Source organism: Anaeromyxobacter sp. SG66, assembly GCF_022690805.1.
GTDB lineage: Bacteria > Myxococcota > Myxococcia > Myxococcales > Anaeromyxobacteraceae > Anaeromyxobacter > Anaeromyxobacter soli.
The window spans coordinates 1-20,574 of the sequence record NZ_JALCZC010000006.1; the positions used below are offsets into that span (position 1 = coordinate 1).

17 protein-coding genes and 2 tRNA genes are annotated in these 20,574 nt (G+C 75.0%); 9 read left to right on the plus strand and 10 right to left on the minus strand.

All coding sequences use genetic code 11. The features are described from left to right. Positions 1-138: 138 nt before the first annotated feature. Positions 139-1,146 (minus strand): YafY family protein, encoded by a 1,008-nt coding sequence (locus MNZ39_RS03440; RefSeq protein ID WP_242334517.1) that lies wholly within the window; start codon positions 1,144-1,146, stop codon positions 139-141. 81 nt (positions 1,147-1,227) lie between these two features. Between MNZ39_RS03440 and MNZ39_RS03445 the strand changes: the two genes are divergently transcribed. Next, positions 1,228-1,893, plus strand: a complete 666-nt coding sequence (locus MNZ39_RS03445; RefSeq protein WP_242334520.1) for a DUF1054 family protein — start codon at positions 1,228-1,230, stop codon at positions 1,891-1,893. 28 nt (positions 1,894-1,921) lie between these two features. Here MNZ39_RS03445 and MNZ39_RS03450 read toward each other — a convergent pair whose 3' ends face one another. After that, positions 1,922-2,749: a hypothetical protein gene (locus MNZ39_RS03450; RefSeq protein WP_242334523.1), complete on the minus strand. Its 828-nt coding sequence runs from the start codon at positions 2,747-2,749 to the stop codon at positions 1,922-1,924. Between the two features lie 165 nt (positions 2,750-2,914). Here MNZ39_RS03450 and MNZ39_RS03455 point away from each other — a divergent pair, with 165 nt between their 5' ends. The 4 genes from MNZ39_RS03455 (at position 2,915) to MNZ39_RS03470 (ending at position 6,838) form a co-directional block, all read left to right on the plus strand. Then, the gene (locus tag MNZ39_RS03455) at positions 2,915-4,468 is read left to right on the plus strand and encodes a HAMP domain-containing sensor histidine kinase (protein ID WP_242334525.1); all 1,554 of its coding nucleotides are present in this window, start codon (positions 2,915-2,917) and stop codon (positions 4,466-4,468) included. After that, positions 4,465-5,886, plus strand: a complete 1,422-nt coding sequence (locus MNZ39_RS03460) for a pitrilysin family protein (RefSeq protein ID WP_242334528.1) — start codon at positions 4,465-4,467, stop codon at positions 5,884-5,886. The genes MNZ39_RS03455 and MNZ39_RS03460 overlap by 4 nt, the downstream gene beginning before the upstream one ends. 136 nt (positions 5,887-6,022) lie before the next feature. Then, positions 6,023-6,481: a bacteriohemerythrin gene (locus MNZ39_RS03465; protein WP_242334531.1), complete on the plus strand. Its 459-nt coding sequence runs from the start codon at positions 6,023-6,025 to the stop codon at positions 6,479-6,481. A gap of 45 nt (positions 6,482-6,526) precedes the next feature. Next, a complete protein-coding gene (locus MNZ39_RS03470) occupies positions 6,527-6,838 on the plus strand; it encodes a hypothetical protein (RefSeq protein WP_242334534.1) in 312 nt (103 codons plus the stop codon). On the opposite strand, the gene MNZ39_RS03475 is transcribed toward MNZ39_RS03470, so the two are convergent. From MNZ39_RS03475 to dapF, 4 genes are read right to left on the minus strand one after another with little or no spacing between them, the layout of a single operon-like run. Further along, positions 6,835-7,629, minus strand: coding sequence for a PhzF family phenazine biosynthesis protein (locus tag MNZ39_RS03475; RefSeq protein ID WP_242334537.1), 795 nt, complete (start codon positions 7,627-7,629; stop codon positions 6,835-6,837). The two genes, MNZ39_RS03470 and MNZ39_RS03475, sit on opposite strands and share 4 nt — an antisense overlap. Positions 7,630-7,651: 22 nt before the next feature. Then, positions 7,652-9,109 carry a DUF4388 domain-containing protein gene (locus tag MNZ39_RS03480; RefSeq protein WP_242334540.1) on the minus strand — a complete coding sequence of 486 codons (1,458 nt, stop codon included), beginning with the start codon at positions 9,107-9,109 and terminating at the stop codon, positions 7,652-7,654. 9 nt (positions 9,110-9,118) lie between these two features. Next, positions 9,119-10,987, minus strand: coding sequence for a response regulator (locus tag MNZ39_RS03485; RefSeq protein ID WP_242334543.1), 1,869 nt, complete (start codon positions 10,985-10,987; stop codon positions 9,119-9,121). 2 nt (positions 10,988-10,989) lie between these two features. Next, the gene (gene dapF, locus MNZ39_RS03490) at positions 10,990-11,790 is read right to left on the minus strand and encodes a diaminopimelate epimerase (protein ID WP_242334546.1); all 801 of its coding nucleotides are present in this window, start codon (positions 11,788-11,790) and stop codon (positions 10,990-10,992) included. Between dapF and MNZ39_RS03495 the strand changes: the two genes are divergently transcribed. Together MNZ39_RS03495 and argE are read left to right on the plus strand one after the other, a co-directional pair. Continuing rightward, positions 11,735-13,216, plus strand: a complete 1,482-nt coding sequence (locus MNZ39_RS03495) for a formimidoylglutamate deiminase (RefSeq protein ID WP_242334549.1) — start codon at positions 11,735-11,737, stop codon at positions 13,214-13,216. The two genes, dapF and MNZ39_RS03495, sit on opposite strands and share 56 nt — an antisense overlap. 52 nt (positions 13,217-13,268) lie before the next feature. Continuing rightward, a complete protein-coding gene (gene argE, locus MNZ39_RS03500; protein WP_242334552.1) occupies positions 13,269-14,384 on the plus strand; it encodes an acetylornithine deacetylase in 1,116 nt (371 codons plus the stop codon). A gap of 142 nt (positions 14,385-14,526) precedes the next feature. Here the strand turns inward: argE and MNZ39_RS03505 are convergent, their stop codons facing one another. Further along, positions 14,527-17,223, minus strand: a complete 2,697-nt coding sequence (locus MNZ39_RS03505) for an SNF2-related protein (RefSeq protein ID WP_242334554.1) — start codon at positions 17,221-17,223, stop codon at positions 14,527-14,529. Positions 17,224-17,370: 147 nt separating this feature from the next. Between MNZ39_RS03505 and MNZ39_RS03510 the strand changes: the two genes are divergently transcribed. Both MNZ39_RS03510 and MNZ39_RS03515 read left to right on the plus strand, forming a co-directional pair. Then, positions 17,371-17,442 (plus strand) — tRNA-Val (locus tag MNZ39_RS03510). Between the two features lie 16 nt (positions 17,443-17,458). Then, positions 17,459-17,535, plus strand: a tRNA-Asp gene (locus MNZ39_RS03515). Here MNZ39_RS03515 and xerC read toward each other — a convergent pair. The 3 genes from xerC to MNZ39_RS03530 are packed head-to-tail and all read right to left on the minus strand — an operon-like array spanning position 17,523 to position 20,574. Next, the gene (gene xerC / locus MNZ39_RS03520) at positions 17,523-18,872 is read right to left on the minus strand and encodes a tyrosine recombinase XerC (RefSeq protein WP_242334556.1); all 1,350 of its coding nucleotides are present in this window, start codon (positions 18,870-18,872) and stop codon (positions 17,523-17,525) included. The two genes, MNZ39_RS03515 and xerC, sit on opposite strands and share 13 nt — an antisense overlap. Continuing rightward, on the minus strand, positions 18,869-19,354 hold the full coding sequence (locus MNZ39_RS24795) for a helix-turn-helix domain-containing protein (protein WP_242334558.1): 486 nt from the start codon (positions 19,352-19,354) through the stop codon (positions 18,869-18,871). Before MNZ39_RS24795 ends, xerC begins: the two co-directional genes overlap by 4 nt. Beyond that, complete coding sequence (locus MNZ39_RS03530; RefSeq protein WP_242334561.1) at positions 19,351-20,574, minus strand: hypothetical protein; 1,224 nt, start codon at positions 20,572-20,574, stop codon at positions 19,351-19,353. Before MNZ39_RS03530 ends, MNZ39_RS24795 begins: the two co-directional genes overlap by 4 nt.

The following is a 20,574-nucleotide window of genomic DNA, read 5'->3' on the forward strand; positions in this document are numbered from 1 at the left end:
CGGCGGCGGCCTTGCGGGCGGCGGCCTTCGGGGCCGGGGCCTGGGCCGGCTTCGGCGCGGCGGACCTCGGCGCCGCGCGCCGCGCCGGAGCGCGGGACGCCGGGGCCGCGGGCGACGCCTTGCGTCCCTTCGCCGCGCTCACGCGAGCCCCCGCTCGAGGCCGGCGAGCACCGTGCGCGCCTTCTCGCGCAAGGCCTTCGGCTGGAGGAGCTCCGCGCGATCGCCGAGCGCGAGCACGTGCCGCAAGAGCCCCTCCTCGTTCGTGGCGTCCACCTCGACGAGCGTCGCGCCGCCGTCCTCCGCGAGCCTCGCGCGCGGGCCGAACGAGGCGATCACCTCGGCGGGCACGGGCGGCTCGAGCCGGATCCGGCAGCGGACCGCGCCGTGGACGTCGTACTCCCAGATCTCGCGGGTGGCGAAGTCGGCGAGCGAGAAGTCCTTGCGCGTCGCGAAGTCCGGCGTGCGGGGCGCCGACGGGTTCATGGCGAGCGAGACGATGCGCTTGAGGTGGAACGTGCGGATCGCCTGGCGCAGGTGGCAGAAGCCCGCGAGGAACCAGGCGCCGCCGCGCTGGAAGAGACCGTACGGATCGACGTCGCGCTCGGTCGTCTGGCGCCGCTCCGCGCCGAGGTACACGACGTGGACGCGCTTCTTGTGCGCGACCGCGCGCGAGAGCTCCTCCACGCGCGCGCCGACGTCCACGCCGTCGCCCTCCTCGGGCGCGGAGAGCTGGCGCGTCGCGAGCGCCGCGGCCTCGGAGGCGCCCGGCGCCCGCGCCGCGAAGGAGAGCTTGTTGAGCGCGTGGGCGAGGTCGCGGGAGTAGGGGAACGTCCCGCTCGCGAGCGCCGCCGAGCCGGCGAGGTAGAGGAGGGCGAGGTCCTCCGGCGGGAGCCGCAGGTCGGGCAGGTAGAACTCGTCCCGCTCGATGAGGTAGCCGGCGGGGAGGTCCTCGTCCCCCGCGGCGTAGCGCACGGGGATCCCGAGCTCGAGCAGGTCCGCCTTGTCCCGCTCGAACTTGCGGATCGCGGCCTCGCCCTTCCCGCCGTAGTCCTCGGGGAACTGCTCCTGGATCTCGCGCCAGGAGACGGGCTCGGCGGCCTTGAGCAGGAGCGCCGCGAGGTCGAGGAGCCGCTGGTCCTTCTGCATCGGAGGGGTGAACCTAGGCCCACGCCGCCCGGGCCGTCAACGTGTGTTAGGATCGTCCGCCCAATTGCGCTGGGGGCGCTCATGGCAGGCCTCGGCCTCGGTCCACCCGACTTCGGGATGTTCGAGATCGACGATCCCGACGCGCGGTCCGCCGCGCTCACGGGAAAGCTTCAGCCGAAGCTCGTCGAGCTCGGGAACCACTGCCTCTCCGGCCTGTCCCGCGTCGCCGGGCGGGAGCTCTTCGTCCACCCCGGCAAGATCGTCCACCGCCGGGGCGTCGCCCCCGACGAGGCGCTCGTCACGTTCTGCGAGAGCCCGAAGGGCTACCGCGGGATCCCCTACCTCGCGGTGGTCGCGACGCGCGAGCACCTGCACGCGCGCGTGGGCGTGAAGGGGGACTCCCCGTCGCGCGCCGCGCTGCAGGCCGCCCTCGCGCGCGAGGCGCCGAACCTCGCGCGGAAGGGCAAGCCGTTCCGCAAGCTCCGCAGCTTCCGGGACTGGAACTACGAGGAGCTCCCCGAGCTCGCGCCCGCGCACACCGCGGCCTTCTGGCTGGAGCTCGCGGAGGACCTCGCCCCCGGCGCGGTGGGGCTCGACGTCGGGATCGCGTGGACGAGCGAGGAGGCGCGGAGCCTGTCGCTCGGCGATCTCCTCGGCGTGTTCCGCGACCTCGCGCCCGTGTTCAAGCTGCTCGCGAACGCGAGCGTGAGCAGCCCGATCACCGGCGGTGAGGCGCAGCCCGCCTGAGCAGGCCTGCGCGTTCCCGGGCCCGCCGCTACGCGGCGGTTCCGCCGGCGGGCTCGCTCCCCTCGCCCTTCCCCTTGGCGCTCTCGGCGAGGCGGCGCTCCTCCCGCGCGGCCTGCCGCACCGCCTCGACGAGCTCGTCGTGCTCCTTGCGGAGCGTGTCGTGGCGGCGGCGCAGCTCGGTGTAGCGGTCGGCCGCGAGCTCGAGCTCGCCCTTCTGCACCATGTAGACCCGCTTCTCGGTCTCGAGCCGCCCGCGGATGGCCTTGAGATCTCGCTCCAGCTCGGCGACCCGCTTGCGCGCCTCCGCGAGCTTCGACTCGGCCTTGTCGGCGCGATCCTTCTCGGCGGCGAGGCGGCCGTCGTCCACGGCGGGAGCCGCGGCGGGCACCGCGACCGGGGCCGGCGCGGGGGTCGGGGCGCGAGGCGCCTCGACCGGGCGGCTCCGCGCGCGCTCGAGCTGGGCCGCAGCCTTCTGCAGCTCGCCCTCCACCGCGCGGGCCCGCTCCGCCTGGTGCGCCGCCTCGGCGCGCGCCTCCGCGAGCCGCGCCCCGAGCTTGTCGATCTCCTCGCGCAGCGCCGGCGCGCCGCCCGCGCGCCGCGCGGCCTCCGCCTGCTCGAAGGCCTTCTTCTTCGCGCGCTCGAGATCACCCCGCAGCGCCGAGGCCTCCTCGCGCGTCTTCTTCGCCTCCGCGCGCGCGTCCTGGGCCGCCTTGCGCGCCGCCTCGGCGTCCGCCTCGAGCTTCGCGCGGTCGCCGGTGCGCGCGGCGAGCTCGGCGCGCGCACCGCGGGCAGAGAGGAAGAAGGCGACGGCTGCGAGGACGCCGACGAGGGCGAGGAAGGCGAAGAGTCCGGTCATGGCGGATGTGCTCCGGTGGAGGACCTCCGTAACTAACAGACCTTCCAGCCTCTTGGAAGGAACGCGGCGGGCGTGCGCTCGGCCGCCGCGCTCCGCTCCGCGGGAGGTTAGGAACGATTCGGCGGGGCCGCGCCTTTCGGACGCGCTAGGATCCCCGCCCCTCGAATGCGCCGCGTCGCCACCCGCATCTTCCTCACCTTCGCCGTGGCCCTCGCCGCCTTCGGCGCCGTCGCCGCGTTCGCCATCGTCCGGCTGCACGACGCCCGCCGCGACCTCCGCCTCCTCTCGACGGGCTACCAGCCGCTCACCCGCATCGCGGCGCAGCTCGAGACGAAGGACTGGGTCGCGGCCCGGGCGCTGGAGGCGCGGGCCCTCGATCGCGCCGCGCGCCAGGCGTACCTCCCGGTGGCGCGCGCGCACTTCCCGGCCCTCGTCCGGGAGAAGATCGAGGAGGCGAACCGCGTCATCGCCGACGCCCGGCTCCTCGCCCGCGACGAGGACGCGCGCTTCCTCGACGACGTGCAGGGGCGGCTCGCCGCGCTCGGCACCCGCTGGTCGGAGTACGACGCCAAGGCGCGCGCGCTCTTCGACGCGCTCGAGGCCGGCGAGGGGCAGGATCCGCGGACGGCCGCCGCCTTCGAGGCGCACGCGCAGGAGGTCCGCCAGCTCGAGAAGGGGCTCTCGCTCGACGTGAAGCTCCTCCAGGTCGCGCTGGAGAGCCAGACCGCCGATCGTGTCCGGGCGGCCGAGCGGGCGGAGGGCCGGACGGTGGCGCTCATCGTCCTCTACTCGCTCGGCGCGCTCGCGATCGGCGTGGGCGCCGCCCTGCTCTCGCAGCGGCTCCTCGCGCCCATCCAGACGCTCACCGAGGGGGTGAAGGCCGTCGCCGCGGGCGATCTCACGCGCATGGTCGACGTGAGGAGCGACGACGAGATCGGGCTGCTCGCCGGGGAGTTCAACGCCATGGCGGCCTCGCTCGGGCGGCAGCGCGACGAGCTCCGGCGGGCGGAGCGGCTCGCCGCGGTCGGCCGCATCTCCGCCCAGATCACGCACGAGATCCGCAACCCGCTGAACGCGATCGGCCTCAACGCCGAGCTCCTCGCCGAGGAGCTCGCGGAGCTGTCCGCTCCCCGCGAGGCGACGCAGCTCGTGGCGGCCATCTCGCGCGAGGTCGATCGCCTGAACGGCGTGGCCGAGGAGTACCTGCGGTTCGCGCGGCTGCCGAAGCCTGCGCTCGAGCGCCAGGACCTGAACGAGCTCCTCGCTGGCCTGCTCGACTTCCTCGCCCCGGAGCTCGCGGCCGCCCGGATCGAGCTCCATCGCGAGCTCGAGCCGGGGCTGCCCACCGTGCAGGCGGACGAGGGCCAGCTCCGCGCCGTGTTCCTCAACCTTCTCCGCAACAGCCGGGAGGCCATGCCCTCGGGCGGGATCGTGACGGTGCGCACCCGCCGCGCGGGGGAAGCGATCGAGGCCGAGGTCGCCGATACGGGCGGGGGGATCCCCCCAGGGGATCTGACGCGCATCTTCGAGGCCTTTTACTCGACGAAGGAGCGCGGCACCGGTCTCGGTCTCGCCTTCACCCGGCAGGTGGTAGAGGAGCACGGAGGCTCGATCCGCTGCGACAGCGCGGTCGGTCGAGGGACGACGTTCGCCGTCCGCCTGCCGGCGGCGGCGGACGAGCAGACTGCAACACCCACGGAGGTCGTGAGTACGAGATGAGGCAGCCGAGGCACGAGATCCGGCGGAAGCGCCGCAAGCTCCTTCCGCAGAAGGCCGGCGCGATGATCCGCGCCGGCGATCCCCGCCAGCGCGTCGCGGCGCGTCCGAGGCCCCCGCGCGAGAACTGGGGGGAGGTGCATCGCTCCGTGCTGTCGAACGGGCTGCGCGTGCTCACGGCGCGCGCGCCGGGCCTCCACTCGGCCATGATCGCGCTCTACGTGCGCGCCGGCTCGAGACACGAGACCGCCGCTCGGAACGGGGTCTCGCACTTCCTCGAGCACCTGTTCTTCCGAGGCTCGGTGGCCTGGCCGGACACGGTCGCGATGAACGCGGCGGTGGAGAGCGCCGGCGGGAGCCTGAACGGCATCACCGCGCGCGACCACGGCTGCTATTACACGCCCATCCACCCGGACGAGGTCGGCACCGGGCTCGCCATCCTCGGCGACCTCATCCGCCGGCCGCTCCTCAAGGAGATGGACGTCGAGCGCGAGGTGATCCTGGAGGAGATCCTCGACGAGGTGGACGCCGACGGCCGCGACATCGACCCGGACAACCTCTCGAAGCGCATCGTCTTCGGCGATCACCCGCTCGGCTACAAGATCGCGGGGACGCCGGAGATCGTGCGGCGCCTCTCGCGGCGAGACGTGCGGGCGCACCACGAGCGCTTCTACAGCGGGGCGAACCTCGTCCTGGCGGTGGCGGGTCCCGTGCGGGCGAGCGACGTGGAGGAGCTCGCCGAGGAGCACCTCGGACGCCTGCCCCGCGGCAAGGCCAGCACCGACCTCGCGCCGCCGCCCTGGCCGGGCGGGCCGCGCCTCGAGCTCGTGGACCACGACGACGCCCAGGCGGAGTTCTCGGTCTCGTTCCCCTGCCCTCCGGAGCGCCACGCCGACTACCCGGTCCACCTCTGCATCCGGCGCATCCTCGACGACGGGCTCTCCTCCCGGCTGCCGTTCGAGATCGTCGAGCGGCGCGGCCTCGCCTACTCGCTGCACGCCGGGATCGACACGTTCGCCGACGCGGGCATGACGGTCGTGGACGGCGCGTGCGCCCCGCGCAAGCTCCCGCGCGTGCTGGAGGAGGTCCTGCGGGTCCTCGGCCAGCTCGCCGAGCAGCCCATGCCGGAGGAGGAGCTGCTGCGCGTCCAGCGGCGCCACCGCATGACCCTCGCCTTCTCGCTCGACAGCGCGGCCGACCTCGCCGGCTGGTACGGCGCGGGCGAGGTGCTCTCCGCGCCCGAGAGCTTCGAGGAGCGCTGCCGCCGCGTCGAGCGCGTCACCCCCGCCGACGTGCAGCGCGTCGCGGCCGAGACGTTCCGGCGCCGGAACCTCGTCGCGGTGGTCGTCGGCCCCTCCGGCCGTCGCGACCGCGCCAGCCTGTCGCGGCTGGTCGCGACCACGACCGCCATCCCCACTTAGAGTGTGGGCGAAGGCGCGCACGCCGCTCCTCTCGGGGCGGTCGTGATGTCCGTCAACCGTGGGCGTGTCAGCGGGCTCCAGGGCTCGTACCCTCCGTCAGAGGACCGCGCGACCATGGCGCGGGAGGGGAGATTCCATGGCGCTCCGCTGGACGTCGGCCCTGTCGCTTGGCGTGGCCGAACTGGACGCGCAGCACGAGGAGCTGTTCCGCCGCTTCGACCGGCTCCTCGACGCCATGCTCCGGCGCGACCGCAGCGAGGCGACGAGCCTCATCGGCTTCCTCCAGCACTACACCCGCGATCACTTCGCCGCGGAGGAGCGGCTCATGCGCGAGGTGGCGTACCCCGACGCCGCCCTCCACGCCGCCGAGCACCTCGCCTTCGGCGCCGAGATCGACGCGCTCTCGAACCTGTTCGCGGTGGAGGGTGCGAGCGCGCGGCTCGTGCTCCGGCTGGAGCGCGAGGTGACCGGCTGGCTGCAGGATCACGTCTACTCGACCGACCATGCGCTCGCCCGCTTCCTGCTCGCGCGGGCGCCCGGGCCCACGCCCGTCACCGGGAGCCCGGCGCGCCAGCGGCGCGCCTCGGAGGCGTGATCCCGTGGCCCGCCGCCGGGACGGGTGCTAACGTCCTGGGCTCCCATGGCGGACTTCGTCACGCGCGCGGTCGAGCGACTCCGGCAGGACCCCGGCTTCAGCCGGAACCGCTACTTCCACGCGCTCTCCTCGCCCGAGGGGAAGCGGGCTCTGCGCATCCACCGCCACCTGCGCTCGCTCGAGCGCGACCTGTCGGCGGGCGCGGCCGCGACCGTGGCGCACGACGCGGAGCGGGTGCGCCTCGTCCTGCGCGGGAAGCGCTCGTCCCGCACGGCCTGGCTCACGCGCGCGGAGTTCCGGCTCCTGTGCACGAGCCCGATCGTCCGCGCCGCGCTCGGCGACCCCGACCTTCCCTAGCGGTCCTGCAGCTCGAGCTCGCCCGTGAGGTAGGGCGCGACTCGCCCGGCGAGCACCACCGCGTCCTCGCGGTCCTCGCATTCGACGACGCCGCCGCGGCGCGACACCTGATGCGCGAGCAGCCGGCGGCGCCCCAGGCGCCCGGCCCAATAGGGCGCGAGGGTGCAGTGCGCCGAGCCGGTCACCGGGTCCTCGGGGATGCCGGCCTGGGGCGTGAAGTAGCGCGAGACGAAGTCGGCGCCGCGGCTCCCCGGCGCCGTGATCGCGAGCCCCGCCGCGTCGAGCGCCGCGACCGCCGCGAGGTCGGGCGCCGCGGCGCGCACCGCCTCCTCGCTCTCGAGGACCGCGACGAGATCGCGCGCGAGGAGCGTCGCGAGCGGGCGGCGGCCGAGCGCGCGGAGGAGCGGCTCCGGCGGCTCGACGGGCCTCGCCGGACGGCGCGGGAACGTCATGACGAGGCGCTCGCCCTCGCCGCGCGCGACGGCGAGCGGGCCGCTCTGCGAGCGGAACGTCACCGCCGCGCGGCCGGGCTCGAGCCGGGAGAGCACGACGAAGCCGGCGGCGAGCGTCGCGTGGCCGCAGAGGTCCACCTCGACCGTCGGCGTGAACCAGCGGATGGCGTACCCGTCGCCCTCGCGCACCAGGAACGCGGTCTCGGAGAGCGCGTTCTCGGCGGCGATGGCTCGGAGCGTGTCGTCCGGGAGCCAGCCGTCGAGGACGCACACGGCGGCCGGGTTCCCGGCGAACACGCGCTCGGCGAACGCGTCCACCTGCCAGATCGGGATCCGCACCTGGAGCTCCTCCCGCGCCCGCTCAGTACATCGCGGCGCGCGCGCCCGCGCCGGCGAGGAGCGCGCGCAGCCCCTCCGCGGCGTCGCTCCCCTCGAAGGCGAATCCGCCCGGCGCCTGGCGGAGCGACTCCGGCACCGCCGCCTCGGATGGCCCGCAGACGACCACGGGGAGGCGGAGCACGTTCGCGAGCTCGGCGAGGAGCGGCGCGTCGTCGTCGGCGGGGAGCAGGACGAGCGCGCCGACGGCGCCCGCCGCGAAGGGCCGCCAGAGCGGCCGCTGCGCGCGCTCGCCGGGGAGCTCGGTCAGGTCGAGGCGTACGCCCTCGCCGAGCGTGACGCGCCCGAGCGTGCCGAAGCCGGCGGGGGCCTCGACCTCCGCGTGGAAGCCGGGGACGGTCTGGAAGCGCTGGAGCGCCGCGCGGCGCGCGAGCGGGCCGCCGCCGGCGAGGACGACCTTGCCCACCGCCTGCGCGCCGGAGGAGCGGCCGCGCGCGATGCGCGCCCGCAGCGCGTGGAGCTCGGCCGGGCCGAGCAGCGGCGTGACCTCCGCGGGGGCCGGTCCGGCGAGGCGGCGCGCGTAGCCGCGCTCGAGGAGCGCGACGAGCGCGCGGACGGTCTCGAGGTCGGAGGCGCGGCAGCGGTCCACCACGTCCTGGAAGCGGCGCGGCCCGGCGAGGAGCGCGACCACCTCCTCGGTGACCGGGTGCAGGCCGGCGGGGATCTCGCTCGGGTGGACGGCGAGCTCGACGAGATCGCCGGGCGGCGGGAGCGCCGGCAGGAGCCGCGCGAGCTCGTCGGCCTGGCGCAGCCCCTCGAGGACGAGCTCCTCGACGCGCCGGTCGATCCGCCGCGGCCCGGCGAGCGCGCCTGGCACGAACGCGAACTGCCCCTCGCGCCGGGTGAGGAGCCGCCACAGCGCCTTCTCGCCCACCGCCGCGCCCATCGCGGCGTCCACGACGCGCCCATCGGAGAGCGCGATCTCGGCGCGCTCTCCCTCGCGCTCCACGGTGAGCCGGCCGGTCTTGCGGTTCCCGGCGAGGATCTGGAGGAGGTCGGCGATGGGGATCTGCGCGAGGTTCCCCTCGATCTCGCGGGTCTCGCCGGAGACCGCGCGGGCGGCGTCGACGCGGCGGAAGATCTGCTCGATTCGGGCGAGGACCTCGTCGAGGTTGAACGGCTTGCGCAGGAACGTGCCGAGGCGCGCGCGCTCCGGATCGACGTTCTCGCCGGTGAGGACGACGGGGATCCGCTCGGTGCGCGGGTTCGTGCGGAGGATGCGCACGAAGGTGCGCGGGTCGAGGAGCCCCGCGCGCTCGTCGAGGAGGACGAGGTCGGGGAAGCGGAGGATCGCGATCTGCAGCGCCCGCGAGGCGTCGCGGGCGGCGTGGACCTGGTAGCCGCGCTGGCGCAGCGCCGGGGCGAGGGCGCGCACCGTCGCGGCGTCGGGGTCGGCGATGAGGATCTTGCGACCGGGGGCCATCTCGCCTCGCTAGAGGGGCTGCAGGTCGTAGAGGTGCTGGAGCTTCGCGACGAGCGCGTCCACGAGCGGCGCGTCGGAGGTGTGGAACACCCGGCCCCCGGGGCCGGCCAGGAGCGCGTAGGCGGAGTGCTCGGAGAGGAAGAGCACGAAGGCGTGATCGGCGAAGCGCTTGTCGCCGTCGAGGTAGACCTCGGTGACGAGCGGGTGCACGATCGGCGCCGCGTCGCGGCCGCGGGGGCCGAGCAGGTACACCCGCGCGGACGGATCCCCGGCGCGCGCCGCGGCGTCGCCGGGCGGGAGCGCCTGCACGAGCGCGGCGAGCCCGCGCCCGCCCTGCCCGCCGACGTACAGCATCCCCCGCGCCCGCGGGTCGCGCGCGATCTCGCGGGCGGCCTCGCGCTGGGCGGCGGCGAGGAGGTCGCCCTCGACGCGCGCCCGCGCGGAGGGCGAGCTCTCCGGGATGGGGCCCGCGCCGGAGAGCAGCAGGTCCGAGAGCTCCCAGAACGCGGCCGGGTCGAGGTCGTCGAGGTGCAGGCGGCGGACGAGCGAGCCGCGCTGCTCCAGGATGCGCCCGCGCGCCCAGTGGAGCAGCTCGTCGAAGTCCTCCCCGTCCTTCGGGAACGTCGCGGCGCCCATGGAGAGGAGCACCGGGCAGCGCTCCTCGACGCGCTGGATCGCGTCCTCGCGCCGGACCTCCTCGACCGCGCGGCGCAGGAACATGAGCGCGCCGAAGTGGTCGGTCTCGGGGAGGAGCACGTAGTACTCGCTCTCCGAGACCTTCGCGAGGATGTCGGCGTCCCGTCCCACGCGCGCCACCGCCGCGACGAGGTCGCGCACCGCGCGGCGGTACGGCTCGCGCCCCGCCTCCTTGCGCATCTGCTCGGCGTTGTCGAGGGAGAGGACCACGAGCGAGAAGGACCGCGCGTAGCGGCGGGCCTTGTAGAACTCCTTGCCCGCGTAGTCCACGAAGTAGGCGAGGTTGTAGGCGCCGGTCTCGCGGTCGCGCAGGCCCACCCGCTCCACCGCCTGGAAGCGGCGCGCGTTCTTCACCGCGATGGCGGTGAAGTCGGCGATGGTCGCGGCGGCCTGGTGCTCCTCGGCGCCGAAGGGGCCGGCGGCGCGATCGGAGAGGAGCGCCACGCCGACCGGCTCGTCGTCCGCGACGAGCGGCACGAGCATGGCCTCGCCCGCGCCGGCGAACGGCGCCTCGAACGGCGCGCCGCCGCGCAGCGGCTCCGCCCACTCCGCGCCGGCGGGGTCGATCCGCGCCGGCAGCGCCGCGCGATCCACCACGCCGCGGTAGGCGCGGAGCAGGAGCTCGCCGCGCTCGCCGGCGGTCCAGAGCGCCGCGCCCTGCGCGTCGGTGACGCGCGCGAGCACGGAGAGCGCCAGGTCCTGGAGCCGCTCGCCGTCGAGCGTCGAGAGGATCTGCAGCCCCTGCCGGTAGAGCGCCTGGGCGCGGGTGAGGTCGAGGTTCTCGGAGACGAGCTGCGAGTGCTCGCGCCGGAGCTGCACGCGGCCGAGCGCGCGCTCCGCGACGGCGACGAGCTCCTCGGGCTCGACCGGCTTCGTGAGGAAGTCCGCGCAGCCGGCCTTCATGGCCTCGACCGCCATCCGCACGTCCTCGCGCCCCGTCACCGCCACCGCCTCGAGCTCGGGGTCGCGCCGCTTCGCCTCGCGCACGAGGGCGACGCCGTCCATGCCCGGCATGACGATGTCGGTGACCACGAGCTCGAAGCGCTCCTCGGCGAGGAGCGCCAGCGCCTCCTCGGCGGAGGAGGCCGTGCGCGTGGCGTGCCCGGCGTTCGCGAGCGCGCGGCCGAACAGCTCGAGGAAGAGCCGCTCGTCGTCGACGACGAGGATCCTGCCGGTCGCCATCCCTAGAGGTCCGCCTCGCCGGCGAACACCCGCGCGGCCGGGCCGCGCATCGTCACGCGCGTGAGGTCCTCGCCCACGGTGATCTCGAGGGTGCCGCCCGGGAGCCGCACCTCCACCGGGGTCCGGACCGGCGCCGCGCCCGCGCGCACCGCGGCCACCGCCGCGGCGCAGGCGCCCGTCCCGCACGCGTCGGTGAGCCCCGCCCCCCGCTCCCACACCACGAGGTCGATCCCGCCGCCGTGGCCGGGGCGCGCGAAGCCGACGTTCACGCCGCCCGCCACGGCCCGCTCGATCGCGGGCCCGATGGCGGCCGCGCGCTCGCGGGTGGGGACGTCGAAGAGGACGGCGTGCGGGTTCCCCATCGAGATGCGCGCGGCGCGGAGGGTCTCGCCCTCCACCCGGAACTCCTCGTCCCCGAGGACCCGCGCCGGTCCCATCTCGACCGAGACGCTGGACGGGATACCGGCCGCGTCGCGGTGCACGGCGCAGCGCTTCGGGCCGGAGTCGGTGTCGATGACGAGCTCGCCCGAGAGGCCGCGCGTCTCGGCGAGGTGCCGGGCGACGCAGCGGATCCCGTTCCCGCACATGGCCGCCACCGAGCCGTCGGAGTTGAAGATGTGCATCGTGGCGGCGGCGCCGGGCGTCCGGGGAGGCAGGACGGTCAAGACGCCGTCGGCGCCGATGCCGCGGCGCCGGTCGCAGAGGCGCCGGGCGCGGTCGGGGTCCATCAGGGGCCCGTCCACGACGATGAAGTCGTTCCCGAGCCCGTGGTACTTCACGAAGGAGAGCGGCACGAGGCGCATCATAGCTCGCCTGCCGCTCCGCGCCTCCCCCGTGCCCGGCCCAACGCGCGCCTACCTGCCCGATCTCCTGCTCGCCGGCGGCGAGCTGCGCGCCGGCGCGGCGCTCACCGTCCGGGACGGGGCGGTCGTGGCCGTCGGCGAGCCGCCGCCGGGCGCCGAGCAGATCCCGCTCCGGCGCCGGCTCCTCGTCCCCGGCCTCGTCTCCGCCCACGGCCACTCCTTCCAGCGGGCCATCCGCGGGCGGACCGAGCGGCGCGGCGCGGGCCGCGAGGACTTCTGGAGCTGGCGCGCCGCCATGTACGCCGCCGCGAACCGGCTCGGCCCGGACGACCTCGAGGCGGTCGCGCGGATGGCGTTCCACGAGCTCGCGCGCGCCGGGGTCACCGCGGTGGGCGAGTTCCACTACCTGCACCGCGACCCGCACGGCCGCCCGTACGCCGAGCCCGCCGAGCTCGCCCTGCGGGTCGTGCGGGCGGCCCGCGACGTCGGGCTCCGGGTCGTGCTCCTGCGCGCCGCCTACGCGCGCGCCGGCCACGACCTCCCGGCCGATCCGCTCCAGCGCCGCTTCGTCGAGCCCAGCGTCGACGCCTACCTCGCCGGGCTCGACGAGCTCGCCTCGGAGCTCCAGGGCGATCCCCTCGCCACCGTCGGCGTCGCGCCCCACAGCGTCCGCGCCTGCCCCGAGCCGTGGCTCGCCGCGCTCGCCGCCGAGGCGCGGCGGCGGCGGCTCCCGCTCCACGTGCACGCCGCCGAGCAGCCGGCGGAGGTCCTCGCCTGCCGCGCCGAGCACGGCCTCTCCCCGGTCGCCCTCCTCGCCCGCGCCGGCGCGCTCCACCCGGGCGCGACGCTCGTGCACGCCATCCACCTCGACGACGCCGACGTGCGCGCCATCGGCGCCGCGGGCGCGACGGTGTGCGCGTGCCCGCTCACCGAGCGGAACCTGGGCGACGGCGTCGTCCCCGCCGACCGGCTCGTCGCGGCGGGCGCGCGGCTCGCGCTCGGCGCGGACTCGCTCGCCGAGATCGACCTGCTCGGCGAGGCGCGCGCGCTCGAGCTGCAGCTCCGGCTCGTGCGCGGGGAGCGCAACGTGCTCGACGAGCCCGCGGGGACGCTCGCGGCGCGGCTCCTCGGCGCCGCCACCACGGGCGGCATGCGCGCGCTCGGGCTCCGCGGCGGGACGCTCGCGCCGGGCGAGCCGGCCGACTTCGTGGCGGTCGATCTCGACGACCCGTCCATCGCCGGCGCGGCGCCCGAGGCGCTCCTCCCCACGGTGGTCTTCGCGCTCGCGCGGACGGCGATCCGGGAGGTGCACGTCGCGGGCGAGGCGGTGATCGCGGCCGGCGACGCGGCTCCCGGGAGGGTGCCCGCCGCGCGGATCCTCGCGGATTTCCGCGCGGCGATGGGCCGGCTGTGGGGCGCCGCCTGACGCGGTGACGAGAAGCCGGCGCGCCGGCCGCAGGTCGTCTAGGCTCCTCGCCATGGATCTCGTCCCGCTCCTCCGCTCCCTCATCGCGATCGACTCGACCTCCACGCGGTCGAACCTGCCCATGCTCGACCTGCTCGAGCGAGAGGCGCGCGCGCTCGGCTTCGAGACGCGCCGCCAGGCCTGGGTCGACGCGAACGGCGTCGAGAAGGGCAACCTCGTCTGCCGGCGCGGGCCGGCCGCGGGCGGCGGCCTCGCGCTCGTCGGTCACTCGGACTGCGTGCCGTTCGACGCGACCTGGGGCGAGGCGCTCCTCGGCGAGGAGCGCGACGGGCGGATCTACGGGCGGGGCGCGGCGGACACGAAGGGCTTCCTCGCCGCGGCGCTCGTCGCCGCCTCGCGCGCCGCGCCGGGGCGGCACCCGCTCTCCCTCCTCTTCACGGCCGACGAGGAGATCGGCTGCCTGGGCGCGAAGCGCCTCCTCGCCGAGGGCCGGGTGCACCCGCGCCACGCGATCGTGGGCGAGCCCACCTCGCTCACGCCGGTGCGCGCGCACAAGGGCTACTGCGCGGTGGAGGTGGTGCTCACCGGGGTGGAGGGGCACAGCGCCTACCCGGAGGTCGGCGCCTCCGCCATCCACGCCGCCGGGCGGCTCTTCCCCGAGCTCGAGAAGATCGGCGAGGCGCTGCGCGCCGAGGCGGACGGCGCGTTCTCGCCGCCGCACACCACCTGGAACGTCGGCGTCATCCAGGGCGGCAAGGCGCGGAACATCATCGCGGGCGAATGCCGCTTCACCTACGAGTGGCGGCCGATCCCGGGGCAGGATCCGCGCAAGGCGCTGCGCCTCGTCGAGGACGCCTGCGCGCGGCTCGCGCGGTCGAACGGCGGCAAGGTGCAGATCGAGGTGACGCCGCTCCGCACCGACGCCGCCGCGGTCACTCCCGCGGAGGCCGAGATCGTGCGCTTCCTGGAGGCGGAGAGCGGGAACCGGCCGACGACGGTGCCGTTCGGCACCGAGCTGCCCGAGGTGATCGGGCTCGGCGCCGAGGCGTGCGTCTTCGGCCCGGGCGACATCCGCGTGGCGCACCGGACCGGCGAGTACGTGGAGATCGCGCAGCTCGAGCGGGCGGCGGAGATCCTGGCGCACGCGATCGAACGGTTCTGCGGGTAGGGGAGCTCGTCGCTTCATCCCACGAGGCGCGCGAGCCCGTCGCCGAGACGGGCGCAAGACGAGCGAAGCGCCGAGGCGTGCTCGGTCGTACGCCGCAGCGTGCAGCGACGCGTCCGCCCGTCGCAGGTTCGTGCGCCCGAGGCTACGGAACGACGACCGCCGCCGCCTCGAGCTCGAGCTTCGCCTTGTCGATCGCCCGCGCCACGATCTCGCGGTGCTGGCGCAGGATGGCGAGCGCGCCCTCGATGCGGGCGCGCGGCGCGCCGCCCTGGAAGGCGGACTCGATGAGCCGCTCCTCCTCGGAGTCGGCGTGGAAGGCGAGCAGCTCGTGGGCCTCCTCGCGGCGCCGGGCGAGGATCTCGAGCGCCTCCCGCTCGGCCGCCTCGCGCGCGGCCTCGAGGACCGCGGCCGGCGCGGCGCCGACCTTCGCGTCCTGCACGTCCTCGATCTCGTCCTCGAGCCGCTGGGCGCCGCCGGGCACGTGCTTGTGGACGCCCTCCAGGTCGACGAGCACCGACACCGGGGAGAGATCGAGGTAGCGCGACGCCTGGCGGGAGGCGACGCGCGCGCCGGGCGCGAGGTCTGCGCTCGAGGCGAGGCGCGGCTCGAAGCGCGCGTAGAGCCCGCCGCGGCGGGGCGCCCACTCGCGCTTCAAGGCGGCGGAGCGGCCCGCCTCGCCATCGCGGACGAGCCCGACCAGCGCCTCGACGAGCTTGTGCCCGGTCGCGAACCACTGCAGCTCGTCGCGGGCGACCGCGGTCTCGCGCCAGAACGAGCCGAGGTAGGTGACCGGCTCCTCCGGCATCTCCATCCCGGGGAGCGCCTCGATGCGCATGCCGGAGCCCAGCGTGAAGGCGACCTCGAACGGGTGGACGTTCTGGTCGGTGTCCACCTCCATGCCGATCCGCTGGCCCACGTCCGTCGCGAGGTCCTCGAGCTCCTCCTCGAGCCAGCGCGAGAGCGTGACGAGCGCCTGCTCCACGGCTTCGCCGGCGGCCTGCGCGCCGCCGATGCCCTCCGGCACCTCCTCGCCCATGCGCTCGAACGCGTTCGTGACGAGGCGCGACAGCTCGGGGATGGAGGCGGAGCGGATGTCGAGGAGCGGGTCGCCCTCGTGCTGCGCCGTGCGGGCGGCGGCGACGCGCTCGGCGAGGTCCTTCCGGAAGGCCTCGCGCGTGCGCTCGGTGCGCTTGCGGCGGAGCGCGTCGAGCTCCTCGGGGAGCGAGGCGAGCACCGCGTCGAGGCCGCCCACCGGCTCCTCGAAGATGCCGATCTCCTTCTCGTAGAGGTCGGCGAGGAACGCCTCCTCGCCCGGCTCGACCACGAGGTGGATCTCGACCGGGCGGTGCTGCCCGAGCCGGTCGAGGCGGCCGATGCGCTGCTCCAGCACGAGCGGCGACTCGGGGAGGTCGGCGCAGACGAGCTGGCTCGCGAACTGGAAGTTGCGCCCCTCGCCGCCGGACTCGCCGGAGAGGAGGACCATCGGCCCCTCGGGATCGCGGAAGCGCGCCACGAGCCGGTCGCGGCCCTCGAGCGAGGGCGCGTCGTCGTAGAGGAGGGCCTCGAGCCCGGCGCCGCCGATGCCGGCCTGCAGCTCGCGGAGCGCCTCGACGTCGTGGCCGAAGACGAGGACCTTCTCGCCGCCCTTCGCGAGCCGGGCGCAGAGCTCCACGAGCGCGGCGCGCTTCTCGCCCTCCCCGACGTCCTTGCGGCGCAGCACGCGGGCGGTGAACGCGCCGACCTTCACGCGCCGGTTGCGGATGAGGCGGGCGGAGAGGCTGTAGCGGTCGGCCAGGTGGGAGAGGAGCGTGAGGCGGTCGGCGGGCTCGTCGCGGGTGAAGACCTCGTCGCCGGGGGCGAGCTCGCGCAGCCGCGCGAGCGCGTCCTCGGGGGAGCCGCCGGCGAGGAGCTTCCGCGCGACGTCCGCGTAGGCGTCGTGCTGCTCGAGGCGGACGAGGAACTCGTCGAGCGTGGTCGAGGGGACCGGCTCGACGAGCGAGAGGAGCCGGAAGTACTCGCGCGGATCGAGGCGCACCGGCGTGGCGGTGAGGAGGAGCACGCCGTAGGAGGCGCGGCAGAGCGGCGCGACGGCGGCGTGGAGCGCGTCGTCGGCGAGGTGGTGGGCCTCGTCCACGACGAGGAGGTCGAACGGGATCTCGGCCGCGACGTCCACGAGCTCCGGGTCGTCGCGGAGCGCCTCGAACGAGACGATCGCGTGGGGCGAGCGCGCGAGCGCCGCCTCGGCGCCGCCGAGCGCGGCGATCCGCTCCGGCGTGAGCAGCGAGAAGAGCGCGTTGAACTTGTGGAACAGCTCGGCGAGCCACTGGAAGGCGAGGTGCTCGGGGACGATCACGAGCACGCGCTCGGCGATGCCGAGCTGGCGCATGCCGGCGAAGACGAGCCCTGCCTCGACGGTCTTGCCGAGGCCGACCTCGTCGGCGAGCACGAAGCGCGGCAGCCGGTCCGAGAGGATGCGGCCCGCGGCGCCGACCTGGTGCGGGAGCACGTGGACGCGCGACGAGAGCAGCGCGCCGAGCGAGTCGGCGCGGCGGAGCGCCTCGAGCCGGTTCACGCGGGTGCGGAGCGCGAACGCGGCGGCGGAGGCCTGCTCGCCGGCGGCGAGGGCGTCGAGCGGTCCACCGGCCCCCGCCTTCTCGAGCGGGGTGTCCGCCGGGACCTCGGTGAGCGCGGGGTCGCGGCCGGAGACGACCGTCACGCCCTCGCGGCCGGCGAAGCGGACCGCCAGGCGCCGCCCTTCGTCGGCGATCTGGACGATCACCCCAACGCCCCAGCCGCGCTGCGCGCGGTGGATCACCTTCGTCCCCGTTTTCCAGGCCATCCGTGGCGCCCCCGTTACCATGCGTACCCGGGCCGGTCCAGCGTGACCACCTCCCGCCGGAGCCCCGCCGCGGCGGCCCGTCCCAGGCGCGGCCACCGTTGACATGCGGGTCTGCTCAAGCTAGAAACCCGTCCGCTTTCGCGCCTTGGGCGGATAGCTCAGGGGTAGAGCGTCGCCCTTACAAGGCGAGGGTCACAGGTTCGAAGCCTGTTCCGCCCATCCAAGTGTTCGACTTGGGGTGTTAGTTAAGTCGGTTATAACGCCGGCCTGTCACGCCGGAGGCCAGGGGTTCGAGTCCCCTACACCCCGCCACTCCCGGACCCCCCGGAGCCGAAAGGTTCCGGGGGGTTCTGCTTTCCGGGGGCCGGCGTAGCCCCGCCGGCCCCCGTCGTCTCCGCCACGTCTCCACCGCCGGCGGCCACGGCGAGCCGCGGGAGGCGGACCAGCGTCCCCTCCTTGAGCTCGATCTTCAGCTTCATCACCGCCTCGCAGCGCACGAGCCAAGCCAGCGTCCGGTACAGGTCGAAGGCATCCTTCGGCCTCGGGTGGGTGATCGCGGTGAGCACGTCCTTCGACGCCCCCGCCTCCATCGCGAGGGAGATGAAGGTCCGGCGCGAGTCGTAGTGCCGCCGCTTCCGCAGCCCGAGGCGCTCCAGGTCTTCGTGGAAGTCCTCGAGCGCCTTCCGGACGTCCCGGTGGGTGCCGTTGATCGTCGGGATGACGAGGTCGTCCTGAGTGGGCGCCCGGCCCATCCTCTTCGCCCAGCCGGTGAGCTTCCAGGAGGCGAGGATCTTGGCGAGCGTCGGGTGGACGGGGACCTCGAACACCGCCCTCGTCTTCGTGCTCTTCACCACCTTCAAGTGCGAGTTGTACGACACCGACGAGACGAGCCGCCCGAGCGGCTCGACCTGCGGCTCGTAGTCGCCCCACCGCAGGGCGGAGACCTGGCCGGTACGGAGGCCGGTCAGGAACTCGATCCCGTAGCCGACGCGGCGGTGCTCGGGGATGAGCGGCGAGGAGATGAGGGTCTCCGTCTCCGCCACGTTGAAGACCGCGCCCTGGCGCCAGGTCGGGTCCTTGTCCTCGATCACCGGCAGGTCCTCGCGCCGGACCGCGATGGGGTTCGACTGGAGGATCTCGTCCAGCACGGCGTCCTGGAACGCCTGCTTCACCGTGAAGAAGATCGTCCTCACCGTGCGCGGCGCGAGCGTGCCGCCACGGCTGGACGGCGCCCGCCGCAGGGCCTTCACGAGCTGCCGGGCGTGCTTGGGCCGCACGTCCTGCATCTTGATGTCGCCGATGACGGGCACGACGTGGTCCTCGATCCTCTGCTTCTCCTGCTTGCCGGACGGGACGCCGTCCGCGATGCGCTGCTCCACCCAGCCGGCGAGGTACTTCGATGCCACCTGGAGCTTCGGTTCCCCGACCTCGTCCTCCTCCTTCTCCGGGGAGTTGGCCTTGCAGTCGCAGCCATCCTCGCCGTGTTTCTCTGCAAGGTGCGCTTCGCGGCGCACCGCCCACCTCTTCGTCGCCTCCTTCGCGGTCACGGGCGACTTCACCCGCTCCCGAATCGGCGTGCCGTCCGGCGCGATGGTGTGGATGTCCACCTCGTAGCCGCCGGTCCTGAACTTCCTGATCTTGATGCTCACCGCCGAGACCTCCTCGGCGGCACACTTCCTTCGCGGACCGAGCGTAGCAGGGTGGCCCGACTGACGATCCACCTGCCCCCCACCTTGGACGCGCCCGGGAGCGCGCCGGCGGCCGCGAGCCGGTAGACGCCCTTCACCGACCTTCGGAGGAGCTGCGCCGCCTCGGGGATGGACATGATCTCGGTCCCGGTGGCGCCGATGGTGTTGCCGGTGGTGTTGCCGGTGCCGGCCGCGACCTCGCCACCGAGCTGGAGCCGGGCGAGCGCGACGAGCTGCTCGTCCGGCGTCATCGCGCACCCACCCCTCGCGCAGTACGCCCACGGGCTCGGCGGGTACGTGTACGGCACCCGCAGCACGCAGGCGCAGCTCCTGCACAGCCAGCCCTCCGGCGGCCTCGAGGTCTTGCCGGCAGACGTCGGCGAAGCGGCCCCGGTCTCGGTCTCGCCGAAGATGGCGGGGTTCTCCTGGCGGGCGCCGGTCACGGGAGCTCCGTCGGGAGCCGTGGGAGCCCGGCCGGCAGGCTGGGCAGCTCGGTGCCGCCCAGCCACGAGGCAGATGGCGAGGTGCTTCGGACGTGGCGGAGCCGGGCGCGGTGGACGGCCTCCTCGGGGAGCATCGCGAGGACCTCCTCCACCGACTTCGCCCCGCACGAGGCGTGCGCGCAGAAGAACGCGCCGACGTTTGCGGCGGAGTTCGGCGGGAAGATCACCGACGCGGAAGTCGGCGAGACGTTCGAGGCGAGCGGCGCGCTGTGGCAGTCGTTCCAGGGGCAGACGACCGCGGAGAGACCGCGGGTGAGGGCGGATCCCAGGAGGCAGGCCTCCTCGAACGCGAGCTCCAAGAGCGACGGCGCGGTCGTCGTCCAGGTCCGCCGCGTGACCGCCGCCGGCGACATGGTGGGCGCGGGCAGCGCCGCGGTCAGGCGGGCGAGGTCGAGGGTGCGCCCTCCGGTGTAGAGGACCTGCCGCGGCGCGGCGGCAGGCTCCCGCCGATACCCCGGGAACCAGGCGTTGTTCGCGTTGTCCGTAGCTGGGTCGAACCCGGCACCGCGCAGCCGGGCGAGCGCGCCGAACGCCACCCGGGCCGTGGCGTAGGCCATCCTCCAGGTGGTCCCGCCGTCGCCGGTCTCGGTGTCGAACGGGATCGCGAGCGGGATGAGCACCCGCCACTTCGGCGTGGCCGGCGTGAACCCACCACTCTGGTGGGTGACGGCCGCGATCCCGAGCTCGACGAGCACGCGCCAGAGGGCGTCCCAGGTCCCGGTGCCGTCGCAGTCGAGGGTGAGGATGTGGATGCGCTTGGTGTGGGCGGTGAGCCGCTCGCCGTTGTCGGTCGTGATCGGGCTGTAGATGTTCCCCTCGCCCTTCGGCGCCACCATCGTCGCCCACGTCGCGTGCTGCGAGGCCAGACCGGACCAGGTGAACGAGTACGGGACGCCGTCGGCGGTGCGGCGCAGGTGCTCCCAGATGGTGATGGTGACGTTCTCCACGGCCTGCCCCACGGCCCCGGCGACCGCCGCGCCGCAGAGCGCGACGAGCTCGGGGGCGTGGAGGAGCTCCTGGGCATCGAACGCTGCGCGGGCGGCGGCCTTCGCGGCGGCGTCGACGAGCGGGAGGCCGCGCGCCGCCACGAACCGGGAGAAGGCGGCCCGGTTCGTGGCGAAGAGCGCCGTCGTGAACTGCTCGGTGCCCGGCGCGGTCAC

Excerpts from the sequence above, each read along its gene's own strand:
- MNZ39_RS03480 (WP_242334540.1), bottom strand. The coding sequence starts at position 9,109 with ATGGCCCCCGGTCGCAAGATCCTCATCGCCGACCCCGACGCCGCGACG.
- MNZ39_RS03455 (WP_242334525.1), top strand. The coding sequence starts at position 2,915 with ATGCGCCGCGTCGCCACCCGCATCTTCCTCACCTTCGCCGTGGCCCTC.
- MNZ39_RS03460 (WP_242334528.1), top strand. The coding sequence starts at position 4,465 with ATGAGGCAGCCGAGGCACGAGATCCGGCGGAAGCGCCGCAAGCTCCTT.
- MNZ39_RS03505 (WP_242334554.1), bottom strand. The coding sequence starts at position 17,223 with ATGGCCTGGAAAACGGGGACGAAGGTGATCCACCGCGCGCAGCGCGGC.
- MNZ39_RS03485 (WP_242334543.1), bottom strand. The coding sequence starts at position 10,987 with ATGGCGACCGGCAGGATCCTCGTCGTCGACGACGAGCGGCTCTTCCTC.
- MNZ39_RS03440 (WP_242334517.1), bottom strand. The coding sequence starts at position 1,146 with ATGCAGAAGGACCAGCGGCTCCTCGACCTCGCGGCGCTCCTGCTCAAG.
- MNZ39_RS03450 (WP_242334523.1), bottom strand. The coding sequence starts at position 2,749 with ATGACCGGACTCTTCGCCTTCCTCGCCCTCGTCGGCGTCCTCGCAGCC.
- MNZ39_RS03465 (WP_242334531.1), top strand. The coding sequence starts at position 6,023 with ATGGCGCTCCGCTGGACGTCGGCCCTGTCGCTTGGCGTGGCCGAACTG.
- MNZ39_RS03470 (WP_242334534.1), top strand. The coding sequence starts at position 6,527 with ATGGCGGACTTCGTCACGCGCGCGGTCGAGCGACTCCGGCAGGACCCC.
- argE (WP_242334552.1), top strand. The coding sequence starts at position 13,269 with ATGGATCTCGTCCCGCTCCTCCGCTCCCTCATCGCGATCGACTCGACC.
- MNZ39_RS03495 (WP_242334549.1), top strand. The coding sequence starts at position 11,735 with ATGAAGTCGTTCCCGAGCCCGTGGTACTTCACGAAGGAGAGCGGCACG.
- dapF (WP_242334546.1), bottom strand. The coding sequence starts at position 11,790 with ATGCGCCTCGTGCCGCTCTCCTTCGTGAAGTACCACGGGCTCGGGAAC.
- MNZ39_RS03445 (WP_242334520.1), top strand. The coding sequence starts at position 1,228 with ATGGCAGGCCTCGGCCTCGGTCCACCCGACTTCGGGATGTTCGAGATC.